This window comes from Oleispirillum naphthae, from assembly GCA_027864655.1.
Classification (GTDB): domain Bacteria; phylum Pseudomonadota; class Alphaproteobacteria; order Rhodospirillales; family Rhodospirillaceae; genus Oleispirillum; species Oleispirillum naphthae.
The window spans coordinates 28,153-46,274 of the sequence record JAQAZG010000011.1 but is presented as its reverse complement, the minus strand read 5'-3'; the positions used below and the strand labels follow the sequence as shown (position 1 = coordinate 46,274).

The 18,122-nt window shown below is 68.1% G+C and carries 18 protein-coding genes and 1 tRNA gene; 10 read left to right on the top strand and 9 right to left on the bottom strand.

The genetic code is table 11. The features are described 5' to 3' along the window. The first annotated feature begins 7 nt into the window (after positions 1 to 7). Entirely contained in the window at positions 8 to 2,683 is a 2,676-nt protein-coding gene (locus O7R11_RS12100) for a sensor histidine kinase KdpD (protein WP_337997782.1), read from the top strand. After that, entirely contained in the window at positions 2,680 to 3,363 is a 684-nt protein-coding gene (locus tag O7R11_RS12095) for a response regulator (RefSeq protein WP_337997781.1), read from the top strand. The genes O7R11_RS12100 and O7R11_RS12095 overlap by 4 nt, the downstream gene beginning before the upstream one ends. Positions 3,364 to 3,526: 163 nt before the next feature. Here O7R11_RS12095 and repC read toward each other — a convergent pair whose 3' ends face one another. The 3 genes from repC to O7R11_RS12085 all read right to left on the bottom strand — a co-directional run bounded on the left by repC (position 3,527) and on the right by O7R11_RS12085 (position 4,828). Beyond that, on the bottom strand, positions 3,527 to 3,760 hold the full coding sequence (repC, locus tag O7R11_RS14985) for a replication initiation protein RepC (RefSeq protein ID WP_420792993.1): 234 nt from the start codon (positions 3,758 to 3,760) through the stop codon (positions 3,527 to 3,529). Continuing rightward, the gene (locus tag O7R11_RS12090; RefSeq protein ID WP_337997780.1) at positions 3,655 to 4,473 is read right to left on the bottom strand and encodes a helix-turn-helix domain-containing protein; all 819 of its coding nucleotides are present in this window, start codon (positions 4,471 to 4,473) and stop codon (positions 3,655 to 3,657) included. Before O7R11_RS12090 ends, repC begins: the two co-directional genes overlap by 106 nt. Positions 4,474 to 4,752: 279 nt before the next feature. Further along, a tRNA-Ala gene (locus tag O7R11_RS12085) sits at positions 4,753 to 4,828 on the bottom strand. A gap of 127 nt (positions 4,829 to 4,955) precedes the next feature. Between O7R11_RS12085 and O7R11_RS12080 the strand changes: the two genes are divergently transcribed. The 8 genes from O7R11_RS12080 (at position 4,956) to O7R11_RS12045 (ending at position 11,760) form a co-directional block, all read left to right on the top strand. Further along, positions 4,956 to 5,261, top strand: a complete 306-nt coding sequence (locus O7R11_RS12080; RefSeq protein WP_337997779.1) for a YggT family protein — start codon at positions 4,956 to 4,958, stop codon at positions 5,259 to 5,261. 3 nt (positions 5,262 to 5,264) lie between these two features. Continuing rightward, positions 5,265 to 5,606, top strand: coding sequence for a DUF167 domain-containing protein (locus O7R11_RS12075; RefSeq protein WP_337997778.1), 342 nt, complete (start codon positions 5,265 to 5,267; stop codon positions 5,604 to 5,606). After that, a complete protein-coding gene (gene folD, locus O7R11_RS12070) occupies positions 5,603 to 6,505 on the top strand; it encodes a bifunctional methylenetetrahydrofolate dehydrogenase/methenyltetrahydrofolate cyclohydrolase FolD (RefSeq protein WP_337997777.1) in 903 nt (300 codons plus the stop codon). The genes O7R11_RS12075 and folD overlap by 4 nt, the downstream gene beginning before the upstream one ends. Before the next feature lie 265 nt (positions 6,506 to 6,770). Next, positions 6,771 to 7,280: an arsenate reductase ArsC gene (locus O7R11_RS12065; protein ID WP_337997776.1), complete on the top strand. Its 510-nt coding sequence runs from the start codon at positions 6,771 to 6,773 to the stop codon at positions 7,278 to 7,280. Positions 7,281 to 7,362: 82 nt separating this feature from the next. Next, positions 7,363 to 8,268, top strand: a complete 906-nt coding sequence (locus tag O7R11_RS12060; protein ID WP_337997775.1) for a metalloregulator ArsR/SmtB family transcription factor — start codon at positions 7,363 to 7,365, stop codon at positions 8,266 to 8,268. Continuing rightward, complete coding sequence (arsB, locus tag O7R11_RS12055) at positions 8,265 to 9,326, top strand: ACR3 family arsenite efflux transporter (RefSeq protein WP_337997774.1); 1,062 nt, start codon at positions 8,265 to 8,267, stop codon at positions 9,324 to 9,326. Before O7R11_RS12060 ends, arsB begins: the two co-directional genes overlap by 4 nt. 35 nt (positions 9,327 to 9,361) lie before the next feature. Continuing rightward, positions 9,362 to 10,144 carry an arsenite methyltransferase gene (gene arsM / locus O7R11_RS12050; RefSeq protein WP_337997773.1) on the top strand — a complete coding sequence of 261 codons (783 nt, stop codon included), beginning with the start codon at positions 9,362 to 9,364 and terminating at the stop codon, positions 10,142 to 10,144. A 101-nt stretch (positions 10,145 to 10,245) separates the two neighbouring features. Then, entirely contained in the window at positions 10,246 to 11,760 is a 1,515-nt protein-coding gene (locus O7R11_RS12045) for an MDR family MFS transporter (protein ID WP_337997772.1), read from the top strand. Between the two features lie 170 nt (positions 11,761 to 11,930). On the opposite strand, the gene O7R11_RS12040 is transcribed toward O7R11_RS12045, so the two are convergent. The 6 genes from O7R11_RS12040 to O7R11_RS12015 all read right to left on the bottom strand — a co-directional run bounded on the left by O7R11_RS12040 (position 11,931) and on the right by O7R11_RS12015 (position 17,937). Next, positions 11,931 to 12,638 (bottom strand): glycerophosphodiester phosphodiesterase family protein, encoded by a 708-nt coding sequence (locus O7R11_RS12040; protein ID WP_337997771.1) that lies wholly within the window; start codon positions 12,636 to 12,638, stop codon positions 11,931 to 11,933. Beyond that, positions 12,620 to 13,714 carry a sn-glycerol-3-phosphate ABC transporter ATP-binding protein UgpC gene (gene ugpC / locus O7R11_RS12035; RefSeq protein ID WP_337997770.1) on the bottom strand — a complete coding sequence of 365 codons (1,095 nt, stop codon included), beginning with the start codon at positions 13,712 to 13,714 and terminating at the stop codon, positions 12,620 to 12,622. The genes O7R11_RS12040 and ugpC overlap by 19 nt, the downstream gene beginning before the upstream one ends. A gap of 10 nt (positions 13,715 to 13,724) precedes the next feature. Next, on the bottom strand, positions 13,725 to 14,573 hold the full coding sequence (ugpE, locus tag O7R11_RS12030) for a sn-glycerol-3-phosphate ABC transporter permease UgpE (RefSeq protein WP_337997769.1): 849 nt from the start codon (positions 14,571 to 14,573) through the stop codon (positions 13,725 to 13,727). Next, the gene (gene ugpA / locus O7R11_RS12025) at positions 14,573 to 15,454 is read right to left on the bottom strand and encodes a sn-glycerol-3-phosphate ABC transporter permease UgpA (protein ID WP_337997768.1); all 882 of its coding nucleotides are present in this window, start codon (positions 15,452 to 15,454) and stop codon (positions 14,573 to 14,575) included. Before ugpA ends, ugpE begins: the two co-directional genes overlap by 1 nt. Before the next feature lie 98 nt (positions 15,455 to 15,552). Next, positions 15,553 to 16,869 (bottom strand): sn-glycerol-3-phosphate ABC transporter substrate-binding protein UgpB, encoded by a 1,317-nt coding sequence (ugpB, locus tag O7R11_RS12020; protein ID WP_337997767.1) that lies wholly within the window; start codon positions 16,867 to 16,869, stop codon positions 15,553 to 15,555. Between the two features lie 144 nt (positions 16,870 to 17,013). Continuing rightward, positions 17,014 to 17,937, bottom strand: coding sequence for a MurR/RpiR family transcriptional regulator (locus O7R11_RS12015; protein ID WP_337997766.1), 924 nt, complete (start codon positions 17,935 to 17,937; stop codon positions 17,014 to 17,016). Between the last annotated feature and the right edge of the window lie 185 nt (positions 17,938 to 18,122).

Here is an 18,122-nt window from a genome sequence, read left to right as displayed (position 1 = left end):
ACCGCGCATGAACCAGACCGAGGCGCGCCCGTCACCGGACGCCCTGCTCGCCGAAGCCGAGCGGGAGGGACGCGGCCGCCTCAAAATCTTCCTCGGCGCCGCCCCCGGCGTCGGCAAGACCTACGCGATGCTCGGCGCCGCCCACGAACGCCGCCGGGAAGGCATCGACGTCGCGGTCGGTTTCGTCGAGACGCACGGCCGCAGCGAGACCGAGACCCTGGTCGAGGGCCTCGATGTGGTGCCGCGCCACCGCATCGACTACCACGAGCGGGTCTTCGATGAGATGGACCTCGACGGCTTGCTCGCGCGCCGCCCCGGCCTCGCCCTGGTGGACGAACTCGCCCACAGCAACGTACCCGGTGCGCGCCACGTCAAGCGCTGGCAGGATGTGGAGGAGCTGCTCGCCGCAGGCATCGACGTCTACACCACGGTGAACATCCAGCACATCGAGGGGCTGAACGACGTCGTCGAGCAGATCTCCGGGGTCAAGGTGCGGGAAACCGTGCCCGACGGCCTGTTCGCCGCCGCCGATGAGATCGAGCTGATCGACCTGCCGCCGGAAGACCTGATCAAGCGCCTGCACGAGGGCAAGGTCTACGTGCCGGAACAGGCGCGGCGGGCGATCCGCCACTTCTTCTCCCTCGGCACCCTCACCGCGCTGCGCGAGATGGCGCTGCGCCACGCCGCCGAACGGGTCGACCGCCAGATGATCGACTACATGCGCGCCCATGCCATCGCCGGGCCGTGGCCGGCACGTGAGCGGACCCTGGTGTGCGTCGATGCGCAAGGAGATGCGCCGCGCCTGATCCGCGTCGCCAAGCGTTCGGCGGAGCGCCGCGGTTCCGCCTGGGTGGCGGTGACGGTGGAGACACCGCGCGCCTATGCCCTCGGCGAGGCGGAGAAGGACCGCATCACCGAAGCGATGCGCCTGGCCACGCAGCTCGGCGGCGAGACCGCGACGCTCTCCGGCGACGACGTGGCGGCGACGGTGCTCGCCTATGCCCGCGACAACAACGTCACCCAGTTCGTCGTCGGACGCACGCGAGCCGGGCACCGGAGCTTCGGCAAGTCGGTCACCGACCGCCTGATCGCCGAGGCGGGCGACATCAACGTTCTGGTGGTCGGTGCCGCCGACAAGGCCGCGCCGAAGCAGTCCCCCGTGCCGCGGCAGGCCACGCCCTCCTGGTTCTATTTTTTCGCCCTGGCCGCGAGCGCCGCCGCCACCGGCATCGGCTTCGCGGTGGAGGCGATCGGCCTGCCGATCACCAACATTTCCGTCGCCTACCTGATGGCGGTACTGCTGGTGGCGGTGCGCACCGGGCTCAGACCCGCCATCCTCACCTCGGTGCTGAGCTTCTTCGCATTCAACTTCTTCTTCACAGAGCCGCGCCTCACCTTCGCCATCACCGACACCCAGAACATCCTCACCGTGGTGTTCTTCCTCGTCGCGGCCATCCTCGTGAGCAATCTCGCCGCCCGCCTGAGGGCCCAGATGGAAAGCACGCGCGAGGGCGCGCGGCGCACCGCGGCGCTCTACGATTTCGGCCGCAAGATATCCGCCGCCGTGACCCTCGACAACGTGCTCTGGGCGGTGGTCTTCCACGTCGCCTCGACCATTCACGGCAAGTCTCTGGTCCTTATGCCGGAGAAGTCCATCCTCTCCGTCGCCGCCGGATATCCACCCGAGGATCGCATCGACGACAAGTCCGCCGCCGCCGCCGCGTGGACCTGGACGCACGGCAAGGTGGCCGGGCGCGGATCGAGCACCCTGCCCGCGGCGGAATGGCTGTTCATCCCGCTGACCACGGCGCGCGGGCCGATCGGCGTGCTCGGGGTGCAGATGGAAAAGGGCACCGTACCGCCCGGTCCGGAGCAGATGCGGCTCCTGGAAACCTTGGCCGACCAGGCGGCGGTGGCGATCGAACGGACCATCCTGGTCTCCGATATCGAGGCGGCCAAGGTCGACACCGAGCGCGAACGCCTGCGCTCGGCACTGCTCTCCTCGCTCTCGCACGACCTGCGCACCCCCCTGGTGTCGATCCTCGGCGCCGCGTCGAGCCTCACCAGTTACGGCGGCCTGCTCGACGAATCCGGGCGGCAGGACCTCGCCCAGACCATCCAGGACGAGGCCGAGCGTCTCAACCGTTATGTCCAGAACCTGCTGGACATGACCCGCCTCGGCGCCGGAGCGCTGAAACCGCGCGCCGACTGGACCGACCTGCGCGACGTCGTCGCCGCGGCGGTGGAGCGCATCGGCCGCCTCGCCCGGGCGCACACCATTCAGGTGGAGATTTCCCCAAGGATGCCGCTCCTGCGCATCGATGCGGTGCTGATGGAGCAGGTGTTCTTCAACCTCCTCGACAACGCCTGCAAATACGCGCCGCCGGGCAGCGCGATCAAGGTATGGGCAAACCCGACGCCGAAGCACATATCCATCGAGGTGCTCGACCAGGGGCCGGGGATTCCACCGGAAGAGCGGGAGAAGGTGTTCGAGATGTTCTATCGGGTGCGGCAGGAGGACAGCCAGTCGGGAACCGGCCTCGGGCTCGCGATCTGCCGCGGCATCGTCGAGGCGCACGACGGCACCATCCACATCGATGCGGGGATGAACGGCGTGGGAGCGGCGATCGTCATCCACCTGCCGTTGCCGGAGGCGCCCGCCCTGCCCGAGGCCGGATCATGAGCGTCCGCGTTCTCGTCGTTGACGACGAACCCCAAATCCGCAAGTTCCTGCGGATTTCCCTCGCCGCCAACGGCTATGCGGTGAGCGAGGCGGAAACCGCGGCGGCGGGCATCGCCGCCGCCCGCGAGCGGGCGCCGGACCTGGTGGTGCTGGACCTCGGCCTGCCCGACATGGACGGCCAGGAAGCGATCAGCGCAATCCGCGGGTTCTCCGCGGTTCCGATCATCGTGCTTTCGGTGCGCGCCGACGAGTTCGACAAGGTCGAGGCGCTCGACCGCGGCGCCAGCGACTATGTGGTCAAGCCCTTCGGCATCGCCGAGTTCATGGCGCGGATGCGGGCGGCGCTGCGCTCCCGCGGAGGTGGGGACGGCGGGGAAACCTTCGTTTCCGGCGGACTTTCCGTCGATCTCGCCCGCCGCATCGTCAGCCGGGACGGCACCGAGGTGCACCTCAGCAAGAAGGAATGGGAGCTTCTCGCCTTCTTCGTCCCGCATGCGGACCACGTCCTCACCCACCGGCAGATTCTCAAAGAGGTCTGGGGACCGGCGCACGTCGAGGACACCGCCTACCTGCGGGTCTACGTCAACCAGCTGCGCCAGAAGCTGGAGGCCGACCCCGCCCATCCCGCGATCATCGTCAACGACCCCACCGTCGGCTATCGACTCCGGCGATCCGAGTAATCCTTCCTCGAATGCCTGAAACTCGCTGCCGCCAAACTTTGGTCATTAAGTTTTATCGACAGAGCTTAGCAGGGTGCGGACTAAGCCAACAATCGGCCTTTTGCATTGCCCGCCCACAGCCCGTCCGTCCGATTCCGGCCCCTTATGGATCGGTACGGGCGCATCAGCCGCCGACCAAGCCGAACATCGAGCGGTCGAGCGCAAGGTCAGCATCAATGGCCCGACGGGACATGCCGCGGAGATATGCGCCGGGAGCCAAGACACCCCTATCGAGTGCCGCACGGTCGGCGATCAAGAGAGCCAAGGCGGCGGGGTAGAGGCCGATGATCTCGCATGCGTAGCGCCAGGTCGAAGCGTCGATGCCGATCTCGGGGAGTAGCGATCTGGCGGCGTCCACCACATCGGATGTCGTCGGCTTGCGGGTGAGGCGGGGCATGCGCACGAAACCGCTTGGATGCGGCCGCCAGGGCCATGCGCGGCTTGATGCGTTCGGCGCCCGTGCCGGTGACGGCGGGCGGGCCGTCGGGTGGCGGTGTCCACATGTGGACTACAACCACCGAAGGTGGATCGAAAATCAATTGAAGGCTCTGTACGTCGGAAATCCGTTTCCGACGCGTCGGAAATTTCCCCGTCTCCTCCACAGGTTTTCCCCGCAAGGATCAACCTTTCCAAGTCCGCCGCGGCCAGTTCCTCCTTGAGGCTCCGCCGTCGTCGGTTCAATTCGTCGATCTCCGCTTTGACCTGACGCAGTCTCGGGAGCGCCAGGTCGAGCCCCGTCAGTTCGAAGCCGAAGGCGGTGAGGATGCGCCCCGTCGCCGGATCGCGACGGCCGTAGCGCCGCCGGTTGTAGGCGATGGAGACCGGCAGGCCGAAGGCCGCCGCGATCGCCCGTTCGTAGTTGTTGATCTGCCGGGGAGACACGCCCCGTTCGGTCGCCGTTTCCGCAACGGAAACGTAGACGACGGCGCGGCTTCCAGGCTGCCAATCGGCCACCCTGGTCCGCCGGATCGCCCACAGCAGATGCTCGATCTCGCGACGCGACAGACCGAAGACGTGCCCGGCCACCGGCAGCAGGTCCAGCAGCTCGGCACGCGTGTTGGATTCGCACACGCCCTTCCCTCCGAAGGGCGTGGAACGACAGGGAAAAAGGCCGCAACCATCCGTTCGGAAAACGCGCGGTTTCCCGTTGACGAGGCGTCCCGCCGCGCGCGGCAAAGGAGGCTGCCGAACGCTCTCTTTTTAGACGTGCAACAGGTCGCCCAATCCTTCGGATTAGCGGCCTTTTGCTTATGTCATTGGGATTCCACGCCTCTCCAAGCATGGCCTTGCCTTGCCCCGCCGCCATCGACTGTGCTATCACAGTCGATGGATTCGGCAGTTGGAGAAGTTTGGTGGAGCCGAGGGGAATCGAACCCCTGACCTCCGCAGTGCGATTGCGGCGCTCTCCCATCTGAGCTACGGCCCCGCAGGACGAGGCGGGGATAATGCTGAGATGTTTTCCACCTGTCAAGGGTTGTCGTGCGGCACTTGCGCCGTGCCGGTCGAGAGGCTACCTTCTTGACCTTCGACCCTAAAAAAAGCGAGCCGAATTCATGGACGTCATCCTCGGACCCCTGATCACCGTCATCCAGATGGCCCTGAATCTCTATGTCTGGCTGATCATCATCCAGGCGGTGATGAGCTGGCTGATCGCCTTCGGCGTGATCAACACCCGCAACCGCTTCGTCTATCTGGTCGGCGACTTCCTCTACCGCATCACCGAGCCGCTGCTGCGCCCGATCCGCAACTTCCTGCCCGATCTCGGCGGCCTCGACCTGAGCCCGGTGGTGCTGCTGCTCGCCATCGTCTTCATCCAGAACGTGCTCGCCCGCATCGCCATGCGCTACATCGGATTCTGAGGCGTGCCGCCCGGGCTTGCAGCGGCTGCGCAGCCCGCCGCGGGCGGCGTGCGCGTTTGCGTGCGGATCACCCCGAAGGCGCGGCGCGACGGCGTCGAGGGCCTGGCCGAAACCGCGGCGGGCGGCGCGGAGGTGCGCGTTTCCGTCACCGCGGCGCCGGAAGACGGCAAGGCCAACCGCGCGCTGATCAAACTTCTCGCCAAGCTCTGGGGCGTGCCGAAAAGCGCCGTCGCCATCGTTTCCGGAGAGACCGACCGCCACAAGATTCTGTCGATCTCGGGCGATCCCGAGCGTATTCTCCGCCGCATCGCAGAGACCCTGCCGGACAAAGGCCCGCCATCATGACCAAGACCTCCCCCGCCCGCATCATCGACGGCAAGGCCGTCTCCGCCGCGATCCGCGCGGAGCTCGCCCGGCACGTCGCGATCATCCGCGAGCAGCGCGCGGTGCAGCCGGGCCTCGCGGTGATCCTCATCGGCGACGACGCGCCGAGCCAGGTCTACGTGAAGAGCAAGGAAAAGCTCGCCGCCGAGGCGGGGTTCAGGTCCGTGGTCTACCGCCGCCCCGCCGACACCCCGGAAGAACCCCTGCTCACCCTGATCGAGGGGCTGAACGAGGACCCGGAAATCCACGGCATCCTGGTGCAGTTGCCGGTGCCGCCGCAGATCGACGAGGCCAAGGTCATCGAGACGATCTCCCCCGAGAAGGACGTGGACGGCTTCCACCCGATGAACGTCGGCCGCCTCGCCACCGGACAGGACGCGCCGATCCCCTGCACGCCTCTCGGCTGCCTCACCCTGCTGAAGCGCGAACTCGGCGACCTCGCAGGCCTGCACGCCGTGGTCGTCGGGCGCTCCAACATCGTCGGCAAGCCGATGGCCACCCTGCTGCTGCGCGAGAACTGCACCGTCACCATGGCGCACTCGCGCACCCGCGACCTGCCCGCGCTGTGCCGCGAGGCCGATATCCTGGTGCCCGCCATCGGCAAGCCCCGCTTCATCCGGGGCGACTGGGTGAAACCCGGCGCGGCGGTGATCGACGTGGGGATCAACCGCATCGATGCGGGCAAGGGCGACGGCTCCACCCGCCTCGTCGGCGACGTGGACTTCGACGAGGCGGTCAAGGTCGCGGGCCTGATCACCCCGGTGCCCGGCGGCGTCGGGCCGATGACCATCGCCATGCTGCTGCGCAATACCCTGGAAGCCTACTGCCGCATCCACCGTATCGCCTTCCCGCTCGCCTGAAAAAATCAAAACTTTACGAGGGGTCTTGGACCCCTCGCGCACCCCATGACTTTTGGTTTTTGCGCGTAGCGCCATAATCCCCCGTGCGGTTGCAGCGGGGGATATCGCCTGCCGCTGCGCGGCGAAAAAAGTTAGGGGCGGTCTGGAGGGTCCGCGACCCTCCAGAAAGTTTTTCCCTGCATCCGCGGTCACGAATTCTTCACCCCCGGAAGAGCGCGGGCGCGCTAGAGTTTTTCCGCTTCTTACGCGTCCGGGGGATTTTCCGATGAGCGGCGGCGTTTACAACGTGTTGTTCCTGTGCACCGGGAACTCGGCGCGCAGCATCATGGCCGAGGCGATTCTCGCCCGCGAGGGCGTGGGCCGGTTCAACGCCTTCAGCGCCGGCAGCAAGCCGCGGGGCGAGATCGACGGGACGGTGCTGAAGATTCTCACCTCGACCAACTATCCGGTCGCGCACCTGCGCTCCAAATCGTGGGAGGAGTTCGCCGCCCCGGATGCGCCGGCGATGGACTTCGTGTTCACCGTCTGCGACTCCGCCGCCGCCGAGCCCTGCCCGGTATGGCCGGGGCAACCGATGACCGCGCACTGGAGCCTGCCCGACCCCGCCCTGTTCACCGGCAGCGAGGCGGAGAAGGCGGCCTTCTGCGCCGACATCATGCGCATGCTCAACACCCGCATCGGAATTTTCGTGGCGCTGCCGATCCGCGGTCTCGACCGCCTTGCCCTGCAGCGCCGTCTCGACGCCATCGGCGCGGAGGCTCCCGCCGAGGCCTGAGCCCCCTCCCTGCGGCGCGGCCGGGTATTCCTTATGGCATTTTTCATTTCGTCATTTAGCGAAATGATGTTAATGTCAACCCATGATCGACGCACTCGCAACCGCCGCCAAGGCCCTGGCCGACCGCAACCGCCTGCGCATCCTCAAGATGCTGGAGGGCGGCGAGCTTTGCGTCTGCCAGATCGTCGCGGTGCTGGGGCTCGCCCCCGCCACCGTCTCCAAGCACCTCTCCCTGCTCCGCGCCGCCGGGCTGCTGCTGCAGCGGCGCGACGGGCGCTGGGCCTATTACCGCCTCGCCCCGCGCGGCGAAGGCGGCTTCGTGCCCGGCTTGCTGGCGCTCGCCGCGGCGCTGCCCGCCGACGACCCGGTGGTGGCCGCCGACCGCAAGCGGCTCGCCCAGGTCGGCGGCATGGACCTTGCCGAGGCCTGCGTCCAGGCGTTTTCCTCCCCCCGCGACAAGGATACCCCGATGCGCGAAGCCCCCTATTCCGTACTCTTCCTCTGCACCGGCAACTCGGCGCGCAGCATCATGGCCGAGGCGATCCTCAATGCCGAGGGCGGCGGCCGCTTCCGCGCCTTCAGCGCGGGCAGCCACCCGAAGGGCGCGCTCGACCCCGCGGTGCTCAAGCTGCTGCAGGCCGCCGGGCTGCCTACCGCGGGCCTGCGTTCCAAGTCGTGGGACGAGTTCGCCGTTCCCGGCGCGCCCGCCCTCGACTTCGTCTTCACCGTCTGCGACGACGCGGCGGGCGAGGTCTGCCCGATCTGGCCGGGGCAGCCGGTGACCGCGCACTGGGGCCTGCCCGACCCCGCCGCCTTCCAGGGCGGCGAAACCGAGAAGATCGCCTTCTGCGCCGAGGTGATGCGCATGCTGCGCGCCCGCATCGGCCTGTTCTGCGCCCTGCCGCTCGCCTCGCTGGACCGCCTGTCGCTGCAGCGCCGCCTGCAGGACATCGGCCGCGAGCGCGCCGCGGCGGAGGCCGCGCGGTGAGCGCCGCCCCGGCCTGCGGGCGGCTGTCGTTTCTCGACCGCTATCTGACCCTGTGGATCTTCGCCGCGATGGCGCTCGGCGTCGCGCTCGGCAACCTCGTGCCCGGCACCGCCGAGTTCATCGGCCGCTTCCGCGTCGGCGCCACCAACCTGCCGATCGCCGCCGGGCTGATCCTGATGATGTATCCGCCCTTCGCCAAGGTGCGCTACGAGGACCTGCCGCGCGTCTTCGCCGACGGCAAGGTGCTGCTGCTCTCCCTGGTGCAGAACTGGCTGATCGGCCCGGTGCTGATGTTCGCCCTGGCGGTGATCTTCCTGCCCGACAAGCCGGACTACATGACCGGCCTCATCCTCATCGGCCTCGCCCGCTGCATCGCCATGGTCATCGTGTGGAACGAGATCGCCAAGGGCTCCACCGAATACGCCGCCGGTCTCGTCGCCTTCAACGCGCTGTTCCAGGTTCTGTTCTTCAGCGCCTACGCCTGGCTGTTCGTCACCGTGCTGCCGCCGCTCCTCGGCCTGTCCGGCGCGGCGGTGGACATCTCGATCCGCCAGATCGCCGAGAGCGTGCTGATCTACCTCGGGCTGCCCTGCCTCGCCGGGGCGGCGACCCGCTTCATCATGCTGCGCTTCGTTTCCAAGGAGTGGTACCACAGCCGCTTCGTGCCGAAGATCGGGCCGCTCGCCCTGGCGGCGCTGCTTTTCACCATCGTCGTGATGTTCAGCCTCAAGGGCGGGCTGATCCTCTCCCTGCCGCTCGACGTGGCGCGCATCGCGCTGCCGCTTCTCGTCTATTTCGTCCTGATGTTCCTCTTCTCCTTCGCCATCAGCCGCCGCCTCGGCGCGGACTACGAGAAAAGCGCCACCCTCTCCTTCACCGCCGCGAGCAACAACTTCGAACTCGCCATCGCGGTGGCGGTGGCGGTCTACGGCATCGATTCCGGCGCAGCCTTCGCCGCGGTGATCGGCCCCCTGGTCGAGGTGCCGGTGATGCTCGGCCTGGTGCACGTGGCGCTGTTCTTCCGCCGCACCCTGTTCCCCGCCCGAGAGGCGGCCTGACCCCTTTCCCCTTATCCCGCACGCGAGGTTCCCCGATGTCCGATGTCCACGACCTGGTCCGCGAACGCTATGGCCGCATCGCCGAAGAGGGCGGCACCGGCCCCGGCTGCTGCGCGCCGCAATCCGCCTGCTGCGGCGACGCGGCGGAAAAGTCGCGGCGCATGGGCTATGCCGAGGCGGAACTCGCCGCCGCGCCGGAGGGCGCCAACCTCGGGCTGGGCTGCGGCAACCCGCAGGCGATCGCGGCGCTGCGCGCGGGCGAGGTGGTGGTGGACTTGGGCAGCGGCGCAGGGTTCGACGCCTTTCTCGCGGCGCGGCAGGTGGGGCCGGAAGGCCGGGTGATCGGCATCGACATGACGCCGGAGATGCTCGACAAGGCACGCGCCAACGCCCGCAAGGCGGGGGCGGCCAACGTCTCCTTCCTGCTCGGGCGGATCGAGGACCTGCCGCTGCCGGAAGGACTGGCCGACGTGGTGATTTCCAACTGCGTGATCAACCTTTCCCCCGACAAGCCGCGCGTCTTCGCCGAGGCGTTCCGCGTGCTCAAGCCCGGCGGGCGGGTCGCTATCTCCGACGTGGTGCGCATCGGCGCGATGCCCGCAGCGATGACGGCGGACCCCGACGGCCTGTGCGCCTGCATCTCCGGCGCGGCGAGCCCCGCGGAAATCGAAGCCTGGCTCGCCGCCACCGGGTTCGCCGAGGCGGCGGTGAGCCTGAAACCGGCAAGCCGGGAGATGATCGCGGGCTGGGCGCCGGGCAGCGGCGCGGAGGACTTCGTCGTCTCCGCGTTCATCGCCGCGCGCAAGCCCGCGGCATAAAAACCCGGCCTGCCCCTAGCAATCCGGCGGCAGTGCGCTTATTCCTTTGAAGGGTTCCGGTCCCGCGAGAGGGACCGGCGTTGTTTCTGCCGGGAAGTCCCGTGTCCGATCCGTCCGCCTCTGCCGACCTCCCCCCCGACGCCACGGCGAAGCCGGTGCAGCGCCGCGTCGTGCTCACCGGCGCGCTGCTCTGCATGATTCTCGCCGCCCTCGACCAGAACATCGTCAATACCGCGCTGCCGCGCATCGTCGGCGACCTCGGCGGGCTCGCCCATATGTCGTGGGTGTTCACCGCCTTCATGCTCACCGCCACCGCCACCACCACGCTCTACGGGCGGCTCTCCGACATCCACGGGCGCAGGCCTCTCTTCTTCATCGCCATCGGCCTGTTCATCGTGGGCTCGCTGCTCTGCGGCATGGCGCGCAGCATGACCCAGCTGATCGCCCTGCGCGCATTGCAGGGCCTGGGCGCGGGCGGACTGCTGGTGCTGGCGCAATCGGCGATCGGCGACGTGTTCACGCCGCGCGAGCGGCCGCGCTATCAGGGGATCATCACCGGCGCCTTCGCCCTCGCCTCGGTCGCCGGGCCGATCACCGGCGGCGCGATCACCGAGTTGCTCTCCTGGCGCTGGGTGTTCTTCGTCAACCTGCCGATCGCGCTGGCCGCGCTGGCGATGATCTTCCTCGGCCTCAAGGACACCGTGCGGCACGAACGCCACCCCATCGACTTCGCCGGGATCGCGCTTCTCGTCGCCGCCACCACCGCGCTGCTGCTGCTGCTCGCCTGGGGCGGCGGCGAATTCCCCTGGATTTCGGTCACCACCGCCGGGTTCGCCCTCTCCGTCGCCGTGCTGTTCGCCCTGTTCGTCCGGCGCGAGAAGCGCGCCCCCGACCCGCTGGTGCGGCTTTCGCTGCTGCGCAACGTCACCTACGCCCGCGGCGTGATGATCGGCGGCATGATGACCTTCGCCATGCTCGGCTCCACGGTGTTCCTGCCGCTCTACTTCCAACTGGTGCTGGGGATGAGCCCGACGGCGGCGGGCGCGATGCTGCTGCCGCAGGTGGTGGGGATGATGATCACCTCGGTGATCGGCGGGCGCATCGTCTCCCGCCTCGGCAGCGGGCGGGCCTTCCTGCGCGCCGGGATCGCCGTGGAAGCCCTGGCGCTGATGAGCCTCGGCTGGTTCGCCCACATCGGCGGCGGGGCCTATGCCTTCATGCTCTCCACCTTCTGCCTCGGCTTCGGCATGGGCATGGGCATGCCCAACCTCACGGTGACGGTGCAGAACGCCGTGCCCTACCGCGAACTCGGCGCGGCCACCGGGATGATGACCTTCATCCGCTCGCTCGGCGGCGCGCTCGGCGTGGCCGCCTCCGGCACGATCATGGCGCAGCACCTGCTCGCCGCGCTGGGGCGCGACCACGCGAGCCTCTCCGCCGGGGCGCTCCACCGCCTCTCGCCCGCCGACCTCGCGGCGATCGCCGGGGTCTACCACCACGCGCTGATGTGGTGCTTCTGGCTCTCCGGCGCGGTGATGGGCATCGCCTTCCTGCTCACCCTCGGCCTGCCGAACACCCGCCTGCGCGACCGTATCGAAGACGCCGCCGAGGCGTAAAACAAAAACTTTGCGAGGGGTCTTGGACCCCTCGCGCTCCCCCTGCCTTTTTCGTTTTGCGCGCAGCGCCATAGAGCCATCACGCGGCGTGACGGTTGACTGCCGCTACGCGGCGAAAAACAAGTTATGGGGGGTGTGGGGGGACCGAGTCCCCCCACAACGTTTTGGTGTTACGCGCTCGCTCCGGCGAGACCCAGCAGCAGGGCCGGGTCGTCGGTGATCACCCCGGTCACCCCCCAGCCCCACAGGCGCATCGCCTCCGCCGGGTCGTTGACCGTCCAGGCATAGATTTCCAGCCCCGCGGCGAGCATTTCCACGGCGAACGCCGGAGAGAGGGCACGGCGGTAGGGATGCAGCGCCACGGCCCTCACCCGCGCCGCCTGGAGCGCCCAGTCGTCGGGGATTTCCTCGCAGAGAATGCCGAGGCGGATATCCGGCCGCGCCGCGGCGAGAACCGCGAGCACCTCCGCGTCGAAGCTCGACACCAGCAGCCGCTCCCTGGGCCACGGCCGCCGCGTCAGTTCCAGCACCAGGGCGGCGGCGAGGTCTTCGGCATCGCCGCGCGCCTTGACGTCGAGGTTGACCGAAAGCCCGAAGTCGTCCAGCGCCTCCAGCGCCGCGGCGAGGGTGGGCACCTTTTCGGCGACGCCGAGGAGGGCGAGGTCTTCCGCCGCGAGGTCGGCGAGGCGCTCCCGCCGCCCGGCGATGCGCCCGAGGTCGGCGTCGTGGCAGATCACCGGCGTGCCGTCGCCGAGCAGCGACACATCGGTTTCCACCCAGCGCGCACCGACGCGCGCCGCGGCGCGGAAGGCGGCGAGCGTGTTCTCCGGGGCGAGGCGCACGGCCCCGCGGTGACCGATTACGCGACCGGCCGGCATGGACGTGCCTCCAAAGCTGCGGACGGGGCTTCCCAGGGGATGCGGTTCCCCGCCGCATCGAACAGGTGGAGGCGCGCAAGCGGCATCTCAAGGGCGAGCGGCGCATCCGGCGCGGGGGCCGCCGCGGCGCGCGCCACCAGCAGCGGACCGTCGGCGAGGCGGACATGCACCAGGGTATCGGCCCCCAGCGGCTCCACCAGTTCCACCGCCGCCGCCGCGCCGCCTTCGAGCCCCAGGTGCTCCGGCCGGATGCCCAGCGTCAGCGGCCCCGGCGGCGCGCCGAGCCCCGGCAGGGCGAGCGCCAGGTGCGGCGAGACGCGGGCGAAGCGGCCGTCCCACTCCGCAGGCAGCAGGTTCATCGCCGGGGAGCCGATGAACCCGGCGACGAACACCGTGGCGGGCCGCTCGTAAAGGGCGAGCGGCGGGCCGATCTGTTCCGCCACGCCCCGGTTCATCACCACCAGGCGGTCGGCCAGCGTCATCGCCTCCACCTGGTCGTGGGTGACGTAGACCGCGGTGGTGCGGAGGCGGCGCTGCAGGCGCTTGATCTCGACGCGCATCGAGACGCGCAGCTTGGCGTCGAGGTTGGAGAGCGGCTCGTCGAAGAGGAACACCTTGGGCTCGCGCACGATCGCCCGGCCCATCGCGACGCGCTGCCGCTGCCCGCCGGAAAGCTGCGCCGGGCGGCGCTCCAGCAGCTCGGTGAGTTCGAGAATCTCGGCGGCGCGGCGCACCTTCGCCGCGATCTCCGGCTTCGGCACGCGGCGGTTCCTGAGGCCATAGGCCATGTTGCCCGCCACCGTCATGTGCGGATAGAGCGCGTAGTTCTGGAACACCATGGCGATGTCGCGGTTGCCCGGTTCGCGGTCGTTGACCACCGCGCCGTCGATGACGACGCGGCCCCCGCTCACCGTTTCCAGCCCGGCGACGAGGCGCAGGAGCGTGGACTTGCCGCACCCCGAGGGACCGACGATGACGATGAACTCGCCGTCCGCCGCGTCCAGCGACACCGCGTTCACCGCCGGAACGCCGTTGTCGTAGCGCTTGGTCAGGGCTTGCAGGGAAAGGGTCGCCATCGCTCGTCCTTTACTTTTCGCTGTCCACCAGTCCTTTGACGAAGAGCTTCTGCATCGCCACCACCACCGCCACCGGCGGCAGCATGCCGAGGATGGCGGTGGCCATCACCAGGTTCCAGATCGGCTCGGAATCCGGCACCGCGACCATGCGCTGGATGCCCATCACCACGGTGTAATGGGCCTCGTCGGTGGTCGCGATGAACGGCCAGAGGTACTGGTTCCAGCCGTAGATGAAGAGGATGACGAACAGCGCCGCGATGTTGGTGCGCGACAGCGGCACCAGGATGTCGGCGAAGAAGCGCATCGGCCCGGCGCCGTCGATGCGCGCCGCCTCGGCAAGCTCCGGCGGCACCGAGAGGAAGAACTGCCGGAACAGGAAGGTGGCGGTGGCCGAGGCGATCAGCGGCAGCACCAGCCCGGCGGTGGAATCGAGCAGGCCGAGACCGGCGACCACCTGGAAGGTCGGCACGATGCGCACCTCCACCGGCAGCATCAGGGTGAGGAAGATCATCCAGAAGATGGTCTTGCGCAGCGGAAAGCGGAAATAGACGATGGCGAAGGCGGAGAGCAGCGAAATCGCGATCTTGCCCACCGCGATCAGCACCGCCATCGCCAGGCTGTTGAGCATCATCCGCCCGACCGGCGGCACCCCCGCCGAGCGCATCCCCTCGAACAGCACCGCGCCGTAGGTCTGCAGGAAGTGGCCGCTCGGCCACAAGGTGACGTCGCCGCTGAGCAGGCGTCCGCCCTCCTGCGTCGAGGCGACGAAGGCGAGCCACACCGGCAGCGCGAGGAGGAGGACCCCCGCGATCAGCACGGTATGGCGGATCAGGCCGAGGAAGGGGCGGTTTTCGACCATCACGCCCCCGCCTTGCGGTCGAGCAGGCGGAACTGCGCCACGGTGAGCGCCGCGACGATCGCCATCAGCACCGCCGACTGCGCCGCCGAGCCGCCGAGGTCGAGGCCGATGAAGCCGTCGTTGAACACCTTGTAGACCAGGGTCTCGGTGGCGCCGCCGGGGCCGCCCTGGGTGGTGGCGTGGATCACCGCGAAGGTCTCGAAGAAGGCGTAGACGACGTTGACCACGAGCAGGAAGAAGCTGGTCGGCGCGAGCAGCGGAAAGACGATGGTCCAGAAGCGGCGGAACGGCGACGCGCCGTCGATCGCCGCGGCCTCGATCAACGCGGCGGGAATCGCCTGCAACCCGGCGAGAAAGAACACGAAGTTGTAGCTCACCTGCTTCCACGACGCGGCGACGGTCACCAGAACGAAGGCCTGCGCGCCGTCGAGATAGGGGTTCCAGGCGATGCCCATGCGGTTGAGGCCGACGCCGACGACGCCGATGGTCGGGTTGAACATCAGGAACCACAGCACCCCGGCAAGCGCCGGAGCCACCGCGTAGGGCCAGATCAGCAGGGTGCGGTAGGCGCGTCCGCCGCGCACCGCGCGGTCGGCCATCGCCGCGAGCAGCAGCGCCGTGCTCATCGACAGGAACGCGACCAGGGCGCTCATCGCCACCGAGCGGAGGAAGGTGTCGAGATAGCGCGGGTCGGTGAGCGCCTCGACGTAGTTGTCGAGGCCGACGAACTCGGTGGACAGGCCGAAGGCGTCCTCGCGCAGCAGCGACTGGCGCATCCCCTGCGCCGCGGGCCAGAAGAAGAAGACGAGCGTCACCGCTGCCTGCGGCGCGACCAGAAGATAGGGCAGGAAGCGGTTGCGGAACACCACCTGAACGGCCACGCGGTCTGCTCCTTTGCCGATAAGGGCCGCCGCCGCCGAGGGGAGCCGGCAGCGGCGGGGACAGGGCTTGCGGGGGGATGGCAGCCCTGCGGGGAAAGTTAACCCTTGTTGGCCTTCTCGAAGGCGCGCAGCAGCTTGTTGCCGCGTTCCACCATCGTCTTGAGCGCGGTCTTGGCGTCAACCTTTCCGGCCCACGCCGATTCCAGCTCGTCGTTGATGATGTCGCGGATCTGCACGAAGTTGCCGAAGCGCAGGCCCTTGGAGTTGGCGGTCGGCGCCTTGTGGGTGATCTCCTTGATCGCCACGTCGGTGCCCGGGTTCCTGTCGTAGAAGCCCTGGCTGCGGGTCAGTTCGTAGGCCGCCTTGGTGATCGGCAGATAGCCGGTGAACTGGTGCCAGTCGGCCTGCACCGCAGGCGAGGAGAGGTAGGAGAAGAACTTCGCCACGCCCGCGTATTCCGCCTTCGGGCGGCCGTTCAACACCCACAGCGACGCGCCGCCGATGATGGTGTTCTGCGGCTCCTTGGCGATCTCCGGCCAGAACGGCAGCGGCGCGACGCCGAAGGCGAAGCCGACGTTCTTCTTCACCCCGGCGTAGGAGGCCGAGGAGTTCATGTACATCGCGCAGTCGCCCTTGTAGAACTTCGGCGCGGCGTCGGAGCGGCGGCCGCCGTAGTCGAAGATCTTGCTCTTCTGCCAGGCCGCCATCCGGCCGATGTGCTTGACGTGCGCCGGACTGTCGATGGCGAGCCTGGTGTCGAGACCGGCGATGCCGTTCTCCCTGGTGCCGATCGGCAGGTTGTGCCAGGCGCTGAAGTTCTCGATCTGCACCCAGGACTGCCAGCCGGTGGTGAAGCCGCAGGGGGTGCCCGCCTTCTGCAGCGCCTTGGCCGCGGTTTCCAGCTCCGGCCAGGTGCGCGGCGGCATATCGGGGTTGAGGCCCGCCTTCTTGAAGGCGTCCTTGTTGTAGTACATCACCGGCGTCGAGCTGTTGAACGGCAGCGACAGCATGTTGTCGTGGGAATCGGTGTAGTAGCCGGTCACCGCGGCGAGGTAGACCTTGGGATCGAACGGCTGCCTGGTGTCGGCCATCAGCTTGTAGACCGGGTAGACCGCGCCCTTGGCCGCCATCATCGTCGCGGTGCCGACCTCGAACACCTGCACGATCGCCGGGTTCTGGCGCGCGCGGAAGGCGGCGACCGCGGCGGTCATCGTCTCGGTGTAGTTGCCCTTGTAGATCGGCACGATCTTGTAGTCGGACTGCGTGGCGTTGAAGCCTTCGGCGATGGACGCCAGCTTTTCGCCCAGTTCTCCGCCCATGGCGTGCCACCACTGGATCTCGGTGGCGGCGTGGGCCGCGGGGGTGAGAAGCAGGCCGCCCAGCAGCGCGGCGGCGATCGTCCTCGGCAGTTTCATGACCGGACTCCCTGGCATGCGTTCGAACCGGAAAAACCGTTTTTCACATATGGCCCGGTATGTTAGCCCCTTCACGCGAAAGCTTTTGGGGCGGTTCCGTGAACCATTGGTGACGATCGTCGCCTGCAGGAAGAAGGGAGGAGATCAGGTCTGGGGGTCGCCTTCCGGACCGCCCCGCACGCGGCGGCTTTCGGCCTCGGGATAGGCGAAGGCGTCGATGGTCGAGAACACCTCTTCCATGCGCGCGAGGCGCTCCGGAATGGCATCCTGCCGCCGCGGCATCAGGGCGGCCAGCAGCGCTTCGAGCAGGGCCAGGCCCGCCGCCCGGCTGCTGAACATTCCCGCGCCGCCCTCGGAATGCACCACCAGCGGCACGTCGGCGAGGCGAATCAGCGGACTGCTCCCCCGATCCGTAACCAGGACGACGGCCCCTCCGCAACGCCGGAACAACTCCATCATCTGCATCGAAATCCTGGAACACCGATGGTAGGCGATGCACACCAGCAGCGCACGGGGGCGCATCCCGGCAAGCTGATGGCCGACCGAACCGGCATTGGGCTCGAGCAGCCGCACGTCGTCGCGGAAGTACTGGGCCAGCAACGTGAAGTAGGCGGCCAGCGGTTCCGCGGCACCGCCGCCGGTGACGTAGACCTGCCTGCGGGTATCGGCCAGCAGGTCCACCGCCTTTTCGAACATGTCGGGGGGCACCGACGCCAGGGACTGGTGCAGATTGTGCGCGACGCTTTCGATATGCGCCTGCAGGATACCCGCGGATTCCGGGACGTTCTCATCCCAGTGGGTGGCGCGGATGTACTGGGAGATCGGGGAGTCGAGCATCTCTGCCGTATCTTCCCGCAAGGCTTTCATGAAGGCGATGAATCCGGGATATCCGAGCTTGCGGATGAAGCGCGTCACCGTAGCCGTGCCGACGCCCGCCCTTTCCGCGATGCCGACGAGATTCATGAACGCCACCTGGCGGATGTCCCGTTCGAAGACCTCGGCGAGGCGCCGTTCGGACTCCGACAGGCGGTCCAGTTGCGCGATGCGTTCCAGCAGTTTCTTTTCCATGCCTCAATCCGGAAAGGGCCGCGCCCGAGCGCCCGGCCGGTACGCAACCATACGAAAAAAACGCCGGCAATCGTAATTGGTTTTCGGAAAACCGCCGCTTGTGAAAATTTAATTGACATAAAAATACATAAATGTCAGTTTTTTTTCATACCCTTTCAATTCCGTTTTTCGCGTTCCTGCCTCTG

Coding starts and splice junctions, on each gene's coding strand:
- O7R11_RS12100 (WP_337997782.1), top strand. CDS start 8: ATGAACCAGACCGAGGCGCGCCCGTCACCGGACGCCCTGCTCGCCGAA.
- O7R11_RS12095 (WP_337997781.1), top strand. CDS start 2,680: ATGAGCGTCCGCGTTCTCGTCGTTGACGACGAACCCCAAATCCGCAAG.
- O7R11_RS12080 (WP_337997779.1), top strand. CDS start 4,956: ATGGACGTCATCCTCGGACCCCTGATCACCGTCATCCAGATGGCCCTG.
- folD (WP_337997777.1), top strand. CDS start 5,603: ATGACCAAGACCTCCCCCGCCCGCATCATCGACGGCAAGGCCGTCTCC.
- O7R11_RS12065 (WP_337997776.1), top strand. CDS start 6,771: ATGAGCGGCGGCGTTTACAACGTGTTGTTCCTGTGCACCGGGAACTCG.
- O7R11_RS12060 (WP_337997775.1), top strand. CDS start 7,363: ATGATCGACGCACTCGCAACCGCCGCCAAGGCCCTGGCCGACCGCAAC.
- arsM (WP_337997773.1), top strand. CDS start 9,362: ATGTCCGATGTCCACGACCTGGTCCGCGAACGCTATGGCCGCATCGCC.
- O7R11_RS12040 (WP_337997771.1), bottom strand. CDS start 12,638: ATGCCGGCCGGTCGCGTAATCGGTCACCGCGGGGCCGTGCGCCTCGCC.
- ugpC (WP_337997770.1), bottom strand. CDS start 13,714: ATGGCGACCCTTTCCCTGCAAGCCCTGACCAAGCGCTACGACAACGGC.
- ugpE (WP_337997769.1), bottom strand. CDS start 14,573: ATGGTCGAAAACCGCCCCTTCCTCGGCCTGATCCGCCATACCGTGCTG.
- ugpB (WP_337997767.1), bottom strand. CDS start 16,869: ATGAAACTGCCGAGGACGATCGCCGCCGCGCTGCTGGGCGGCCTGCTT.
- O7R11_RS12015 (WP_337997766.1), bottom strand. CDS start 17,937: ATGGAAAAGAAACTGCTGGAACGCATCGCGCAACTGGACCGCCTGTCG.